The sequence below is a fragment of the Novispirillum itersonii subsp. itersonii ATCC 12639 genome, assembly GCF_000381985.1.
In the GTDB taxonomy this organism is placed as follows: domain Bacteria; phylum Pseudomonadota; class Alphaproteobacteria; order Rhodospirillales; family Rhodospirillaceae; genus Novispirillum; species Novispirillum itersonii.
Genome location: NZ_KB907346.1, coordinates 14,604 through 29,939, shown reverse-complemented (window position 1 = coordinate 29,939; position 15,336 = coordinate 14,604). Strand labels below are relative to the sequence as shown.

At 62.9% G+C, this 15,336-nt stretch carries 16 protein-coding genes and 2 tRNA genes; 14 read left to right on the top strand and 4 right to left on the bottom strand.

Going from position 1 to position 15,336, the window contains the following annotated elements:
* Positions 1-25 precede the first annotated feature (25 nt).
* The 5 genes from G365_RS0114400 (at position 26) to G365_RS21715 (ending at position 4,564) form a co-directional block, all read left to right on the top strand.
* On the top strand, positions 26-949 hold the full coding sequence (locus G365_RS0114400; RefSeq protein WP_019646231.1) for a sulfite exporter TauE/SafE family protein: 924 nt from the start codon (positions 26-28) through the stop codon (positions 947-949).
* Positions 949-1,734 carry a TIGR02186 family protein gene (locus tag G365_RS0114395; RefSeq protein WP_019646230.1) on the top strand — a complete coding sequence of 262 codons (786 nt, stop codon included), beginning with the start codon at positions 949-951 and terminating at the stop codon, positions 1,732-1,734. Before G365_RS0114400 ends, G365_RS0114395 begins: the two co-directional genes overlap by 1 nt.
* A 35-nt stretch (positions 1,735-1,769) precedes the next feature.
* Positions 1,770-2,264, top strand: coding sequence for a universal stress protein (locus G365_RS0114390; RefSeq protein WP_019646229.1), 495 nt, complete (start codon positions 1,770-1,772; stop codon positions 2,262-2,264).
* Positions 2,265-2,367: 103 nt separating this feature from the next.
* Positions 2,368-2,916, top strand: a complete 549-nt coding sequence (locus G365_RS0114385) for a NifU family protein (RefSeq protein ID WP_019646228.1) — start codon at positions 2,368-2,370, stop codon at positions 2,914-2,916.
* Positions 2,917-3,460: 544 nt separating this feature from the next.
* Positions 3,461-4,564 carry a glucosaminidase domain-containing protein gene (locus tag G365_RS21715; RefSeq protein WP_019646227.1) on the top strand — a complete coding sequence of 368 codons (1,104 nt, stop codon included), beginning with the start codon at positions 3,461-3,463 and terminating at the stop codon, positions 4,562-4,564.
* Between the two features lie 63 nt (positions 4,565-4,627).
* Here G365_RS21715 and G365_RS0114375 read toward each other — a convergent pair whose 3' ends face one another.
* Positions 4,628-4,957, bottom strand: a complete 330-nt coding sequence (locus tag G365_RS0114375) for a YbjQ family protein (RefSeq protein WP_456091270.1) — start codon at positions 4,955-4,957, stop codon at positions 4,628-4,630.
* Between the two features lie 171 nt (positions 4,958-5,128).
* Between G365_RS0114375 and G365_RS0114370 the strand changes: the two genes are divergently transcribed.
* Complete coding sequence (locus G365_RS0114370) at positions 5,129-5,977, top strand: DMT family transporter (RefSeq protein ID WP_019646225.1); 849 nt, start codon at positions 5,129-5,131, stop codon at positions 5,975-5,977.
* A gap of 15 nt (positions 5,978-5,992) precedes the next feature.
* Here G365_RS0114370 and nth read toward each other — a convergent pair whose 3' ends face one another.
* The gene (gene nth, locus G365_RS0114365) at positions 5,993-6,670 is read right to left on the bottom strand and encodes an endonuclease III (protein WP_019646224.1); all 678 of its coding nucleotides are present in this window, start codon (positions 6,668-6,670) and stop codon (positions 5,993-5,995) included.
* Positions 6,671-6,811: 141 nt separating this feature from the next.
* On the opposite strand from nth, the gene G365_RS0114360 reads away from it, so the two are divergent.
* A complete protein-coding gene (locus tag G365_RS0114360; protein ID WP_051089904.1) occupies positions 6,812-7,702 on the top strand; it encodes a methylated-DNA--[protein]-cysteine S-methyltransferase in 891 nt (296 codons plus the stop codon).
* A gap of 65 nt (positions 7,703-7,767) precedes the next feature.
* Positions 7,768-9,117, top strand: coding sequence for an adenylate/guanylate cyclase domain-containing protein (locus G365_RS0114355; protein ID WP_019646222.1), 1,350 nt, complete (start codon positions 7,768-7,770; stop codon positions 9,115-9,117).
* A gap of 5 nt (positions 9,118-9,122) precedes the next feature.
* Here G365_RS0114355 and dapB read toward each other — a convergent pair whose 3' ends face one another.
* Positions 9,123-9,923 carry a 4-hydroxy-tetrahydrodipicolinate reductase gene (dapB, locus tag G365_RS0114350; RefSeq protein WP_019646221.1) on the bottom strand — a complete coding sequence of 267 codons (801 nt, stop codon included), beginning with the start codon at positions 9,921-9,923 and terminating at the stop codon, positions 9,123-9,125.
* Between the two features lie 108 nt (positions 9,924-10,031).
* Positions 10,032-11,051 (bottom strand): complex I NDUFA9 subunit family protein, encoded by a 1,020-nt coding sequence (locus G365_RS0114345; protein WP_019646220.1) that lies wholly within the window; start codon positions 11,049-11,051, stop codon positions 10,032-10,034.
* A 414-nt stretch (positions 11,052-11,465) separates the two neighbouring features.
* Here G365_RS0114345 and G365_RS0114340 point away from each other — a divergent pair.
* The 6 genes from G365_RS0114340 to G365_RS21705 all read left to right on the top strand — a co-directional run bounded on the left by G365_RS0114340 (position 11,466) and on the right by G365_RS21705 (position 15,275).
* Positions 11,466-11,552, top strand: a tRNA-Leu gene (locus G365_RS0114340).
* Positions 11,553-11,617: 65 nt separating this feature from the next.
* A tRNA-Leu gene (locus G365_RS0114335) sits at positions 11,618-11,704 on the top strand.
* Positions 11,705-11,954: 250 nt separating this feature from the next.
* The gene (locus G365_RS0114330; RefSeq protein ID WP_019646219.1) at positions 11,955-12,572 is read left to right on the top strand and encodes a ribonuclease D; all 618 of its coding nucleotides are present in this window, start codon (positions 11,955-11,957) and stop codon (positions 12,570-12,572) included.
* Between the two features lie 131 nt (positions 12,573-12,703).
* A complete protein-coding gene (locus G365_RS0114325; RefSeq protein ID WP_051089903.1) occupies positions 12,704-13,708 on the top strand; it encodes a KpsF/GutQ family sugar-phosphate isomerase in 1,005 nt (334 codons plus the stop codon).
* Positions 13,705-14,373, top strand: a complete 669-nt coding sequence (gene lptC, locus G365_RS21710) for an LPS export ABC transporter periplasmic protein LptC (protein WP_019646217.1) — start codon at positions 13,705-13,707, stop codon at positions 14,371-14,373. Before G365_RS0114325 ends, lptC begins: the two co-directional genes overlap by 4 nt.
* 53 nt (positions 14,374-14,426) lie before the next feature.
* Complete coding sequence (locus G365_RS21705; protein WP_019646216.1) at positions 14,427-15,275, top strand: LptA/OstA family protein; 849 nt, start codon at positions 14,427-14,429, stop codon at positions 15,273-15,275.
* The last annotated feature ends 61 nt before the right edge of the window (positions 15,276-15,336 follow it).

Below are 15,336 nucleotides of genomic sequence, written 5' to 3'. Positions count from 1 at the left end.
CCATGGCAAGAAAGGATCCGGGGGCATGCAGATCTACCTGCCGATTGCCGAAATGTCGGTCAACCTGTTCCTTCTGCTGGCGATGGGCGGCGGGGTCGGCTTTCTGTCCGGCCTGTTCGGTGTGGGCGGCGGCTTTCTGCTGACGCCCCTGATGATTTTCATCGGTATTCCCCCTGCGGTGTCGGTGGCAACCGTTGCCAACCAGTTTCTTGCTTCGTCGGTATCCGGAGTGCTGGCGCACTGGCGACGCGGCAACGTGGACGTCAAGATGGGGCTGGTGTTGATGGTCGGCGGTCTTGCCGGATCTGGCCTTGGGGTCTGGGTGTTCAAGGTGCTGCGCAGCCTCGGGCAGATCGATCTAGCGATTTCCATCTGTTATGTGCTGTTTCTGGGCACGGTCGGCGGACTGATGCTGGCGGAAAGTCTGGCGGCCATGCGCCGGTCCCGCCGTCCGCTTCCGCCGTCCCGGGCTGGGCAGGGGCATCATGAAAGCTGGGTCCATCGCCTGCCGTTCAAGATGCGCTTCCGCAAGTCACGTCTGTACATCAGCGCCCTGCTGCCGCTGGCGGTGGGGCTGGCGGTGGGGATTCTGGCGGCGATCATGGGCGTCGGCGGCGGCTTTATCATGGTTCCGGCCATGATCTATCTGCTGGGGATGCCGACGCAGGTGGTGGTCGGGACGTCCCTGTTCCAGATCATCTTTGTTACGGCCAATACAACCTTCCTGCAGTCCACCTTCAACCAGACCGTCGATGTGGTGCTGGCCCTGCTGCTGCTGCCCGGTGCGGTGATCGGGGCGCAGTACGGGGCCCGGTTCGGATCCCGCCTGAAGGCTGAACAGTTGCGGGTGCTGCTGGCCCTGCTGGTGCTGGGGGTCTGTCTGAAGCTGGCCTTTGATCTGGTCACGCGGCCGGACGATCTGTACCTGCTGGCCGGGGGGATGAAGTGATGCGGCGGAAAGGGCGTTTCTTTTCCCTGACGGCTCTGCTGCCTGCTGTTCTGGTCGGTCTGCTGGTCCTGCCGCTGACGGCTGATGCTGCCAATACGCCGCGGGAACAGCCGCTGGTGGCTGACCTGTCAAAACATCTGGTCGCGATCACCACCGGCTTTTCGGGGACCGACGTGCTGCTGTTCGGCGCGACGGATGGCCCCGGTGACATCATTTTAGTGGTGCGGGGGCCGGTCACCCAGCAGATCGTGCGGCGCAAGGGCAAGGTCGGCGGCCTGATGTGGGTCAATCAGGATTATGTGACGGTGGAGAATGCGCCCTCGTTCTATTCTGTCGCCTCCACCCGCCCGCTGGAGGATCTGGTCGGACCGGCGACGCTGGACCGCCACCAGATCGGTATGACGCATCTGGATCTGGAGCTGTCAGACCTGACGCTGGGGGAAACGGAGGAGGAGTTCCGGTCCGCCCTGTTTCGCCTGAAAGAAGAACAGGGGCTGTATTCTTACGCGCCCGGCACCGTTACTCAGCTTGCCAACCGGCTGTTCCGGTCTGAGCTGCATTTTCCGTCCAATGTGCCGACCGGGACCTATCTGGTTGAGGTCTATCTGGTCCGTGATAACGACGTGGTGAATGCTGAGATCACTCCCTTGATTATCGGGAAGGCTGGATTTGGGGCGGATCTGTACCTTTTTGCCCACGAGCATTCGGCATGGTATGGCGTTGGGGCGATCCTGCTGGCGGTTGTCGCCGGCTGGGCCGCCGGGGCGCTGTTCCGCCGCAGTTAAGGCCGTCTGCGGTCTGCCTTGTAAGGATTGAGAGCATGATGACAGAGACGTCCGCCGCAGCTGATGCCTGCCTCCGCACCTTTCTGGTGGTGGTGGATGAAACCGAGGAAATGCGCTCTGCCCTGCGCTATGCCTGCCAGCGGGCCCGGCATACCAACGGGCAGGTGGCTTTGCTGCATGTGGTGCCGCCACCGGAGTTCCAGCATTTTGCCGGGGTCGGGCGGCGGATGCAGGAAGAGGCCCGGCAGGCGGCGGAAGAGCGCCTGACCGCGCTGGCGGGGGAGGTCTATGACATCTCCGGCCATACGGCGGCCCTGTATGTCCGCGATGGTAAGGCGGCGGACGAACTGATGCTGCTTCTGGATGAGGAGCCGTCGATCACTGTGCTGGTGCTGGCCGCCGGCGCCGGTCCGGATGGCCCCGGTCCGCTGATTTCGGCGCTGACCGGCCGGTTATCTGGCCGTCTGCGAGTGCCGCTGACGATTGTGCCGGGCGGCCTGAGCGACGCCGAGATTGACGCGGTCAGTTGAGTTCTTGCATCGGGACCGATTTAGTCCCATTTACCGGGTATACCGTTTCAGAGTCCGCCTGCCGCCCCTGCCGTCAGGCCAAAGACGCAGAGAGAGAGCTGTCATGTTCATCCAGACCGAACCGACCCCCAACCCGGCCAGCCTGAAGTTCATCCCCGGTCGCACCGTGATCAGCGGCGGGACCGTTGATTACCGGTCAGCGGAAGAGGCCGGTGCGTCGCCGCTTGCTCTGCGCCTGTTTGATGTGGCCGGTGTGGCCGGTGTGTTTCTGGGGGCGGATTTCGTGACCGTCACCAAGACCGATGACCGCGACTGGGCCGTGCTGAAGCCGATGATCCTTGGCGCGATCATGGAACATTACACCTCCGGCGATGTCGCGGTCAGCGCAGCGGATGAGGAAGAGTCCTTTGATCCGGCTGATGCCGAGATCGTCGCTCAGATCAAGGAAATCATCGAGGCGCGGGTCCGTCCGGTGGTGGCCCGTGACGGTGGCGATATTGTTTTTAAAGGGTTCCGTGACGGTGTCGTCTATCTGAACATGCGCGGGTCCTGCTCCGGCTGCCCCAGCTCGACGATGACGCTGAAACATGGAATTGAAAATATGATGCGCCATTTCATTCCGGAAGTGCAGGCTGTGGAAGCGGTGCAGTAAGGCGCGATTCGAGATCTTTAAGAAGTGTTAATCCTGATCAAATTCTATTGATTCGATCTTCAGAACAGTCTGTTTCAGGGCCGGGGACCTACGGGTTTCCCGGCCTAATATTTGTGGCCTATCGGCAACACCTCTGCCGGAAACAACGAAAAATCAGAATGCTGATTTTAGGAATTTCAAGGAATTAATTCCGGGATCGCGTTTCAGTGGTGCTTGACGGTCCGGGAAAGGGTTGACCGATTGGTCTGCCGCTTATAAGTACGCTCTTGTCGATGTGCCTTGCCGCTCTTTACGCGGGCCATCGGATAGGGGGATCGTAAGGACCCCCGCCAGCCGGGATTGACTGTCATTGTTTCGCCATATCTGCGACTGACAGTGCCCCGACGGAGCCCTGCCCGATGCCAAAGGGCTCCACCAGTTCACGACGGCCAGAACGGACGACGGGTTGAGTGGTTCACCCTCGTGTAAGGCCATTGGGTCGGCGGCTTCAGCGCAATGGAGCATGACAGGACATACGCCGCAGACCCCTGGTGAGGAGATAGAGATGCATCAGGAGCCCCCTTTCCGGCGCCATGTCCGCGTGTTTGATGTTGCCTCGCTTGGTATCGTCTGCGCGTGTGTGTCCGGTCTGTACGCTGCTGCTTTCACTGAAATGCTGGCCCCGCGCCAGTCTGCTGCTGCCAGCGGGGTTGTTCCCGCAATGGCTGAGGCCGCCGTGCCGTCTGCCCCGATCGCCCGTATGCTTGGGCTGGTCCGGGATCCGGCCCGCCAGCAGATTGAGCGGGTCGCCCTGCCTGCCACCGGGCCGCAGGCCCTGACCCCGTCCCAGCGCCTTGATGCGCGGGCGACGGACCGTCTGTATGACCGCCTGTCCTATGGTCTGGATCTGGTCCGCGATACGGGTGCCCCGGTGCCGCGGGTTTATCTGAATAACCTGCCGCGCGACCTGAAGCAGGTCGGCGATGCGGATCAGCGCAAGGATCTGTTCCTGCGGATCCTGCTGCCGGTGGTGCTGAAGGTCAATGAAGAGATCCTGCTCGACCGCGAACGGCTGACGGACATCATCCGTCTGTCCAAGGCGGGGCACCGCCTGCCGGAAACAGACCAGCGCTGGCTGGAGGTGAAAGCCCGTGAGTATGGCCTGAAGCGGGCCGACCTGCGGCAGCTGGAACGGCGGATGGATGTGGTTCCGCCCTCTCTGGTGCTGGCGCAGGCGGCGGAAGAAAGTGGCTGGGGGACCTCACAGGTGGCCCGGCATCACAATTCGCTGTTCGGCCATTCGGCGTGGGATGGTGATCGGTCTTCAATCAAGGCAGTCAACCGGGCGGATGGCACCATGGTGCGCCTGCGGTCCTTCCCGACCATCGGCGATGCCGTGCGGGCTTACGTCATCAACCTGAACACCCATCAGGCCTATAACGACTTCCGGGCGGCGCGGGCGCAGCTGCGGAAAAAGGGGCAGGAACCGGATGGTCTGTCCCTGTCGGGAACCCTGCTGGCCTATTCCGAACGCGGGCAGGCCTATGTCGAGACCCTGAATACCCTGATCCGTGGCAATGGGCTGTCGGCACTTGACCGGGCCCAGCTGTCCGACAAACCGATCGAGGTTGCGGCGCTGTCACCGGCGCAGGCGTTGCCCATTCCCTGAAGGCAGGCACAGGCCCCGCTGCGGAGATCCCGGCGGGGCCTTGTGTTGTCCGGGCGGAGGTGTTTACCCCAGCGAAACGGCAGTGCCGCTGGCCAGCACCACCAGCATGGTCTTTTTATCGCCGCCGATCACCTGATGGCCGAGGGTGACGCCGACCACGGCATCAGCGCCAAGCTGGCGGGCCTGCTCCGCCAGTTCTGCCATCGCTTCGGCCCTGGCATCGCGCAGGATCTGCTCATAGGTGCCTGACCGGCCGCCGACGATGTCCCGGACCGAGGCGAAGAAATCGCTGAACAGGTTGGTCCCCATCACCGCCTCGGCGGAGATCACCCCAAGATACTGGCGGACCGGACGGCCTTCGATGGTCGGGGTGGTGGTCATCAGCATAGACATATTGTGCTCCTGTCTGTGAGCTTTCATTGTCCTGTCTGCGGACGGAAAGTCCAGCGGTGCCTTGTCCTGCGCGGGTTTGCCGGATTGCCCGGAGGGACGGTGCGGGATGTGGTTTGTCATGAAACCGTAACAACGTGTAGACAGGGGGATCACGGTCCAAGGTGCCCTGTCATGTCCCTGTCGGTTTTCTGTGTGGTTCTGTTTGCCGCAGCCCTGCACGCAGTGTGGAACAGTCTGCTGAAAGGCGGCGGGGACAAGATGCTGTCTGCGGTTCTGGTGACCGGCGGGGCGGCACTGATCGGGGCCTGTGCCGTACCCTTCCTGCCGCTACCGCATCCGGCCAGCTGGCCATGGCTGGCGGTGTCGGTCGGTCTGCAGACCGTTTATTTCACCCTGCTGGCCCATACCTATCGTCTGGCCGATATGGGGCGGACCTATCCGTTGATGCGGGGGACCGCCCCGATGCTGGTGGCCGGGGCCGGGGGGATCTGGGGGCAGGATACCCTGTCCGTCACCGGATGGGTGGGGATCGGTGTGCTGTGCTCCGGCGTGGTGTCGCTGGCCTTACAGCGGACGGCGGCCACGGCAGGGGAGCGCCCGGGGGCCGGTCTGGCTCTGGCGTTCCTCAATGCGCTGGTGATTGCTGGCTATACGCTGGTGGATGGAACCGGAGTCCGGCTCTCGGGGGCCCCGGCATCCTATACCCTGTGGCTGTCGCTGCTGACCGGTGTGCCGATGGTTGGCTGGGCCCTGCTGGCCCGGCGACAGGCGCTGTGGCGGTATCTGCGGGCCAATCCGTTGCTGCCGGTGATCGGCGGTGGCGGAACGCTGGTTTCTTACGGTCTGGCCCTGTGGGCAATGACCCTTGCGCCGGTGGCGGTGGTCGCTGCCTTGCGGGAAACCTCGATCGTTTTTGCCCTGTTGCTTGCCGCCCTGCTGCTTAAGGAACGGACCTCCTTCCGGCGGCTGACGGCAGGGGGGCTGATCTGCGCCGGGGCAATGCTGCTGCGGCTGGCCTGACGGCCTGCCCGCATCTTAAAGCGGCTTATCCGGAAATTTGCAGACATCCCGCACCACGCACACCGGGCAGCGCGGCTTGCGGGCAATGCACACATAGCGGCCGTGCAGAATCAGCCAGTGGTGGGCGTGCAGCCGGTACGGGGCAGGCACCAGCTTTTCCAGTTTGGTTTCGACCGCCAGCGGGGTTTTCCCCGGGGCAAGGCCGCTGCGGTTGGACACCCGGAACAGGTGTGTGTCGACGGCAATCGTCGGATGGCCGAAAGCGATGTTCAGCACCACGTTGGCGGTTTTGCGACCGACCCCGGGCAGTTTCTCCAGCTCTTCCCGCTGCTGCGGGACGTCACTGCCATACTGGTCGATCAACAGCTGTGACAGGGCGATCACATTTTTGGCCTTGGTGTTGAACAGGCCGATCGTCTTGATCGCCTCCCGGACGCCGTCTTCCCCCAGCGCAACCATCTTCTCCGGGGTATCGGCAACCTTGAACAGCGGCCCGGTGGCCCGGTTGACGCCCTTATCGGTGGCCTGCGCCGACAGCACCACCGCCACTAGCAGGGTGAAGGGGTTGACATAGTCCAGCTCACCCTTGGGTTCGGGGTTCTGGGCGTGCAGGGCCGCAAAGAACTGCTCGATTTCTGCCTTGGTCAGGGCTGACTGGCGGGGGGCGCGTTTACGGGGGGCGGCAGTGATCATGGTGTCTGTCGGGCCTCAGGGGGGATGGGGCGGTCCCCACCATAACGGTCGCTGATCCGGCACGGAAGCAAGAAGCGGGTGGCCCGGGGGGCCGTGGGTCGCGATACTGTGGGCTGTTGTTTTCTTCCGCTGGGGGTGCTGATGACCGCCGCTGTTCCTCTGTCCGCCTCCGGGGCTGATCTGTGGCAGGACTGTCGTGACTATCAGCGGATTGCTGAGGCGATCCGCTGGCTGGAGGACCGCCGTTTCGATCAGCCTTCTCTGGAAGAGGCTGCTGCAGCCATCGGGCTGTCGCCGTTTCATTTCCAGCGGCTGTTCACGCGCTGGGCCGGGGTCAGCCCCAAGCGCTTTGTCAGCTGGCTGACGCTGGATCATGCCCGCCAGCTGTTGCAGCAGGACATGCCGGTGCTGGAAACCGCACTGGAGGTGGGGCTGTCGGGGCCGGGACGTCTGCATGACCTGTGCGTGACCCTGACTGCGGCGACGCCGGGGGATCTGGCATCAGGCGGTGCAGGAATGACCATTCGGGCCGCTGAAATTCCGACTCCGTTTGGCCCGGCGCTGGCGGCGGTGACGGAGCGCGGGCTGTGCGCGCTGGAGTTTCTGGCAGAAGAGGGCGCTGCCGGGCAGATCTGGCAGCAGTTGCGGCAGGATTGGCCCGCTGCGGAGATCCTCCGCGATGAGGCCGCTGTGCGGGACCTGCCACAGCGGCTGTTTCCCCGCAGCGGGGATCAGCCCCCGTCGGGGCCTCTGGCTGTTTTTGTTAAAGGGTCACCGTTTCAGGTCGCGGTCTGGGCTGCGCTCTTGCGGATTCCGCCGGGGGCACGGGCTTCTTACGGGGCGGTAGCAGCGGCGGTCGGGCATCCCGGTGCTGCCCGTGCGGTGGGGACGGCATTGGCGTCGAACCGGATTGGGTATGTGATCCCCTGCCATCGCGTGCTGCAATCCAGCGGCGCTTTCCGGTCTTATCGCTGGGGGCGGGAACGCCGCCATGCGATTCTGGGGTGGGAGACCGCGCGTCTCTCTGTCTAAACAGCATTTGCCTGTGTGCCCGCAGGGGGTAGTCTGCTCCGGTAAAACAGGCAGGGTGGACCATAATGCTGCGGGCATACAGAGAACCGGTGCGGACGGATGACAGTGGCGGCAGCGGTGAGCAGCCGTTTCCGTTGCAGCGTCAGTTCCGGCGGCACATCCTGCCGCTGTTGCTGGCGGCTGTCGGGGTGCTGGCCGGCCTGGCTGCATGGACCACACTGCGCCTCACGTCGGATCTCTATCTGCAGGCAGCACAGCAGTATGCCCAGATGGTGGTCGGGCGGGTTCAGCAGGAAGATCCGCAGCTGTGGGAGACCGTGATCACTCATGATCCGCGCACCGGGGTTCTCAACCCGGAGGCCGTGTCCCGCCTGCGGACGGTCCTGATCGCCTTTCTGGGGGAGGAGCGGCTGGCCCGCCTTAAGCTGTTCGACCGCCATGGGCAGGTTCTGTTCAGTTTTGATCCGGAAGATGTCGGGACTTTTGAGTTGAACGATATCCTGCGGGAGGTAACTGCCACAGGCAGCCCCCGGATCTCGTTTGATGGTGAGGACGGCAAGACCGACGTCTACGACTCCTATGTCGCGATTACCGACGAGACCGGCGCGACGCAGGTGGTGATGGAGCTGTTTGAGGCGGCGGATTATGTCAATCCGCTTCTGATCCGTACCGTTGCTGCGGCGGCGGTCCCGCCTGCGCTGCTGTTGCTGGGGCTGGTGATTCTTCTGTCGCGGCTGGTGGCACAGGCCCAGCGTGAGATCGACAGCCGTACCGGCGCACTGACAGCCCTGAAGCGGCGGCTGGAAACGCTGGTGTCATCGCATGCGCTGGGTGCCGTGGAAAAGGCGGCTGATAACGCGGTAGTCTCCCGGGTGATGGATGCGGCGCTGTTTTATTCTGATGTCGTCGATTTTACCGGATACTCAGAAAGTCAGCCACCGCAGGAGGTGGTCGGATTCCTCAATGATCTGATGACGGTACAGGTCGAAGAGATCCAGCGCTTCGGCGGTGATGTCGACAAGATGATCGGTGATGCGGTGCTGGCAGTTTTTGAAGGGACTGACCGCGCAGAGCGGGCGATTGCCTGTGCCCAGTCGGTGCTGACGATTCTGCGTGCCCGGTCTGATCTGCCCCGGGCTATCCGCATCGGTATTCACGACGGTTATGTCATTGCCGGGGCGATCGGCCCGGCACAGCGGCGGGATTTTACCGTCATCGGCGACAGCGTGAATGTTGCGGCCCGGCTGTGTGGACTGGGGGACGCCGGGGAGCTGGTCACCGACAGCCCGACCGTGGCCCGGGCAGGTCATCCCGCCGGGTTCAGCCCGCCCGAGGAACAGATGGTGCGGGGCCGGAGTGAGCCGGTGCGGGTGCGCCGCTGGCGGGGGGACGCCAGCGGCACGGTGACGGGCTGACAGCCTCAGGACAGGCCGAGAACATCCATCATTGAATACAGGCCGGGGGTGCGGCCTTCAGTCCAGCAGGCGGCCCGGACTGCCCCTTTGGCGAAAACGCCCCGGTTGCTGGCTTTATGGGTCAGTTCCACCCGCTCGCCATCGGCAGCGAAGATCACCGTGTGGTCGCCGACCACATCGCCGCCGCGCAGGGTGGCGAAACCAATTTTTCCGGCTTCCCGGGCACCCGTGACACCGTCGCGCACGGTTTCCTTGACGGCGTCAAGATCAACGCCCCGTCCTCTGGCAGCGGCACGGCCCAGACCAAGGGCGGTGCCGGAGGGTGCATCCACTTTGTGACGGTGATGCATCTCAACGATTTCAATGTCGTAGTCGATGCCCAGCGTGGCGGCGACCTTCTGGGTCAGGGCAAACAGCAGGTTGACGCCGACACTCATGTTCGGGGCCATCATGATGACGGTGGAGGCGGACGCGGCGGTGATGGCGGCGGTCTGTTCCGCTGACAGGCCGGTGGTGCCGACCACCAGCGCGGTACCGGTTTCGGCGGCCAGTCGGGCATGGGTGACGGTCGCTGCGGGAGAGGTGAAGTCGATCACCGCGTCGGCGGCCTTAAAAACTGCGGCGACATCATCGGTCACCGTCAGGCCGGAGGCTGGGAGACCGGCCAGCAGTGCCGGGTCAGAGCCGAGGAACGGCGACCCTGCCGGTTCCGTTCCACCGGCAAACACGCAGCCTTCGGTGGCGTGGATTTCCTGAACCAGCATCCGGCCCATCCGGCCGGCACATCCCATGACAGCGATCTTCATTGTCGCAGGCTCCTGAACAAAGCGGGGTGTGAAACAAACAGGCCCCGCCCGGGTGGGGCGGAGCCTGCAAGCGGATGATCCGTTCCGGCGCGCTGGCACCAGCCCGGATCAGGTGTGTTTTTTGCCCATGCGGCGGATCTGGCGGTGCAGCGGACGGAACCGCTCCAGATATGCCGGCAGATGGGCCGAGGTGTGTTCCGGCACAATCCCGAAGGCTTCCAGACCCGGCAGGGTGCCGGTGACGACGTTGTCGCGTTCCATCTGGCGCACCATGTCCGGGGTCAGCGGCGGAACCGGCAGGAACTGCAGGAACGCGGCCTTGATTTTGGCCACGATCATCGGGACCGGCACGACGCAGCGGTTGCGGCGGGTCTCGAAAGAGACCTGCTGCAGCACTTCCCGCATTGAATAGACCTGCGGGCCGCCCAGCTCATAAATCTTACCGCGCAGGCTGGCGTCAGAGAGGGTGGCAACCATGGCGGTGGTGACGTCACCGACATAGACCGGCTGCAGCTTCATACCGCCGCGGCCATAGAAGTCCACTTCCGGCAGACCGTTTGCACCCTTGCGCAGGGCCGGGGCATCGGTGGTGAAGTACGGCAGCACCGGGAAGGCGCGGGCCATGGCGCCGAACAGGTTGTAGAAGCCGTCTTCAGTCCCGAAGATCACCGACGGGCGGAAAATGGTGGCACCGGGGAAGGCGGCGCGGACCTGCTCTTCGCCTTCGGCCTTGCTGCGGGCATAGGCGGACGGGCTGTCCTTGGCGGCACCCAGCGCGCTCATCTGGATGAACTGGCTGGCTCCGGCCTCGCGGGCAGCGCGGGCAATGGCGGCGGCTGCGTCGGTATGGATCGCTTTGAAGGTCCGGCGGCCCCGTTCGTACAGAATGCCGACCAGATTGACCACGACCTCAGCCCCGGCGACCGCGCGGCGGATGGACTCTTCGTTGGTGACGTTGGCGGTGACGCAGGAAACCTGCCCCAGCTCCCCCAGCGGCTTCAGAAACTTGGCCCCTTCGGCATCACGCACGGCAACGCGCACGCGCCAGCCCTGATCGGCCAGTTTTTTGACCAGATGGCGACCGACGAAGCCGGACCCGCCAAAGACCGTGACAAGACGTTCGGCCATAGTTCCTAACACTCCCTCTGCTCTGTTCCCGTGCCCGCTGCGGCGCTGTTGTTCCGGGCGTCTGGATCAGCCGCCGGGCATCCGCGCATTCAGGCATGCGTAACCGTCCGGCTTTTTCATGTCCGGGCATGGAATGGCGCAACCTGTCACATCCGGGGGGATGACGCAACTGCCTGCGCGCACCAATGATAGCCCGGCGCACGGATTGGCACAGCCCGGCTGCGGGAGAAAGGAAGTCGCAGGTGAAAAAAGTGAAAGATTTTCAAAAAAGATGTTGACGGGTGGGGCGGAAGTCTCTAAAAACCGCCTCCACCAAGACACGGCGTTCCGGAAACGACGCTGGCGCAGACAGGTCAAAGCAGTTGCAGAGATCTGAAGTGACAGAAAAAATTCCGGTGCAGGTGTTGGCCCCTTGCCCAGGTGGCGGAATTGGTAGACGCGCAGGTTTCAGGTACCTGTGGCCGAAAGGTCGTGGAAGTTCGAGTCTTCTCCTGGGCACCAATCTCTCAGATTGAGAGGTTGTTTTATAAAGGGAGCAACCCTTTGGGTGGCGGTGTTGGCCCCTTGCCCAGGTGGCGGAATTGGTAGACGCGCAGGTTTCAGGTACCTGTGGCCGAAAGGTCGTGGAAGTTCGAGTCTTCTCCTGGGCACCATCTCTTCCGGCGCAAGCCGGTGCGAGAAGTCCGTTTGATCAGAGATCGTTCCTTTTCTGGGCGGTTGCTGATCAAGCGGATTTTTTGCTTTTGGGCCTGTGGGTACCTGTTCATCGGGCTGTGGATTCCTGTCTATCGCAAGGCATCCGGCGCTGTTTTTCGGTTTTGTCGGCGTTGGGTTCGGGCCATACTCCGCCCCGGAATTGCATCGGGGTCTGCGGTGACCCCGGATTATGTGGAGCCTTGCCGGATGACCGTTCATTATCACAAGGGCGATCTGCCCGCCGACGTCACCTTCACCGGGGCGGTTGCCGTTGACAGTGAGACCATGGGTCTGTCGCTGGTGCGTGACCGGCTGTGTGTCGTGCAGCTGTCAGGCGGTGATGGCGTAGCGCATGTGGTGCAGGTGGGCGGTGCGTTTGGCTATGACTGCCCGAATCTCAAGAAAGTGCTGGCTGACCCTGATCTTCTGAAGATCTTTCATTTTGCCCGCTTTGACGTGGCGATGGTGGCCAAGTACCTCGGGGTGACCTGCACCCCGATTTACTGCACCAAAATTGCCTCTAAGCTGACCCGGACCAACACCGACCGTCATGGTCTGAAGTATCTGTGTTCTGATCTGCTGGGCGTTGAGCTGAGCAAGGAGCAACAGACGTCTGATTGGGGAACCAGCGGCGATCTGACCCCGCAGCAGCTGACCTATGCTGCATCGGACGTGCTGTATCTGCACGCGCTGAAGGAGCGGTTGGACGGGCTGCTTGCGCGTGAGGGGCGGACCGAAATCGCCGAAGCCTGCTTCCGCTTCCTGCCGACCCGGGCCGCGCTTGATCTTCTCGATTGGGAAGACATTGATATCTTCGCTCATTGATGTGACGGGCTGAAAAAAAGGCAGCGGGGTTTTCCTTGATCCTGCGGCCTTCCCGGCGCATATCGTTCTGGCAGCCATGGATGGGCTGTACTGTTGCCCGGACCCGTCAGGGGCTGTCGGTGCGGCAGGTGATGACAGGAAAGAGAACCGTGACGTCTTCTGATGCCCTTGTGCAAACCCCGGCTGACCGTGACCTGACCTCTGCCCGCCGCACCCTGTCGGTCGCGATTGAGGGGCTGTCGGCTCTGCGCGACAGTCTGAATGGCGATTTTACCCGGGCGGTGGCGGTTCTGGCGGCCATTTCCGGTCGGGTGATCGTGACGGGGATGGGCAAAAGCGGCCATGTCGGCTGCAAGATCGCCGCAACGCTGGCCTCGACCGGGACGCCGTCTTTCTTTGTGCATCCGGCTGAAGCGAGTCATGGCGATCTTGGCATGATCACCCGCGATGATGCGGTGATCGCACTGTCTAATTCCGGTGAAACGCCGGAGCTGGCGGATATCATCGCGTATTGTCGCCGTTTTTCGATTCCGCTGATCGCCATCACCAGCCGGGCTGGCAGCACGCTGGCACAGGCGGCAGATTGCGCGCTGATTCTTCCGGCCTTTACCGAAGCCTGCCCCAATGGTCTGGCCCCGACCACATCAACCACGCTGACGCTGGCGCTGGGGGATGCCCTGGCGGTTGCCCTGCTGGAGCGGATCGGCTTTTCGGCGCAGGACTTCAAGGTGTTTCATCCCGGCGGGAAGCTGGGGAAGAAGCTGCAGCGGGTGTCGGATCTGATGCATGGAACGGAGTCGCTGCCGCTCTGTCAGCCGGACACGCCGATGTCTGAAGCGCTGATGATCATGACCGGAAAAAGTTTTGGCTGTACCGGTGTTGTTGACGCGGCTGGTCTGCTGGTTGGGGTTATCACCGATGGTGATCTGCGCCGTCATATGAATGATGATCTGGTCCGCAGCCGGGCCGCTGATATCATGACCCGCGCCCCCAAGCATGTGCCACCGGCCATGGTGGCGGCAGAGGCCCTGCGTCTGATGAATGAGGGCAAGGTCACCGGCCTGTTTGTGGTCGATGACGGACGTCCTGTCGGCTTCCTGCATGTCCATGATCTGCTGCGGGCTGGCGTTGCATGACCCGGCGCAGCGGGGGGTTCTCGTATTCGCATCTGGTGTCGGCGCTGAAAGTTGCCCTGCCGACGCTGGCCGTGGTGCTGTTGTCGTTGGTGGTGGTCTGGCCGCAGTTGACGGCCGGGCCCGATAAATCTTCGCCGCTGACCTTTGCCCGTCTGGAGGCCCCGCAGCAGCAGACGCAGACCATGCAGGATGCCCGCTATCACGGCATTGATAAGTCATCTCAGCCGTATACGGTGACAGCTGAGCTGGCAAAGGAGACCGCGCCGGGGTCGCAGATCATTCAGCTGACCCGTCCGCGCGCCGATATCACCCTCAAGTCAAAGGCATGGGTGCTGCTGGAGGCAGACGAGGGGCACTATAATCAGGTTTCTCAGGTGCTTGACCTCGCCGGTAGCGTCAACGTGTTTCATGATGCGGGTTACGAAATGCATACAGCCCGTCTGTCGATGGATCTGGCGAAGGGGGAAGCCATCGGGACCGAGCCCGTCGCCGGGAAAGGGCCGCGTGGCGAAATTAACGGTCAGGGCCTGCATATCACCGACAACGGGCAGACCGTCGCCGTGACCGGAAAAAGCCGTCTGCTGATTTATTCCTCCTCTTCCTCCTCCGCGAAAAAGACTGCACCGGCCCCGGCTGTACCGGCAAAGAAAGCGGCAGGAAAATGAGGATGGGTTTCTGTACACTGGTGCTGACTGTTTTGGGGAAAAGGGGAGAACCTATGCGCCGCATCACCACCGCTGCCGCTGGCCTGTGGGTTTTTCTGGCGGCTACACAGCTTTCGGCCGTGGCGCAGGCCCAAGGGCTTGACCTCGGCGCGGGGGGCGGTGGCCCGATTGAGGTCTTGGCCGATGACGGTATTGAGTGGCAGCAGCCGAAAAAGCAGTTCATCGCCCGTGGCAATGCTCAGGCAATCCGGGGCGGGGTAACGGTGCGGGCACCGGTTCTGATCGCCCACTATCGGGATACGGACGGCAGCGCGACGGATATTGAAGTGCTGGAAGCCACCGGCGGTGTGACGATCACATCGGCGACGGAGCAGGCGACCGGGCGGCGGGCAATTTACACTGTTGCCACCGGAATGCTGGTGCTCTACGGCGATGGGGCTCCGGTATCTCTGGTTACCAAGACAGAGACGGTGGTGGCCAAGGATCGGATTGAATATGACACCAAGGCTCAGAAAGCGGTCGCCTATGGCGGCGCCAGCGTCAAGAAAGCCGATAAGACCCTGACCGCTGAAACCCTGATTGCCTATATGGAAGAGGTGAACGGCAAGACCGACCTCCGTTTGGTGGAAGGGGTCGGGGAGGTTGTGATTGTGACGGCCAAGGAAACGGCACGGGGTTCGCAAGGCAATTATGATGCCAAAACGGGTATCGCGACCCTGACCGGATCGGTTACAATCAATCGGGATCAGAATGTGCTGACCGGAAACAAGGCGGTCGTGAACATGAACTCCGGGCTGTCTACCCTTTATGGTGGCGGCGGGGATGGTTCGCGGGCCCGGGCTTTTCTGGTGCCGCAGGATAAAAACAAGCCTGCGGGCGGTGCGGCGCCGAAAACGCCGTAAGTCACACGCGCGCAGTGTGTGGCAGACGGAAGAAAGCCACCCCCCGGAAGATGGGGGAATA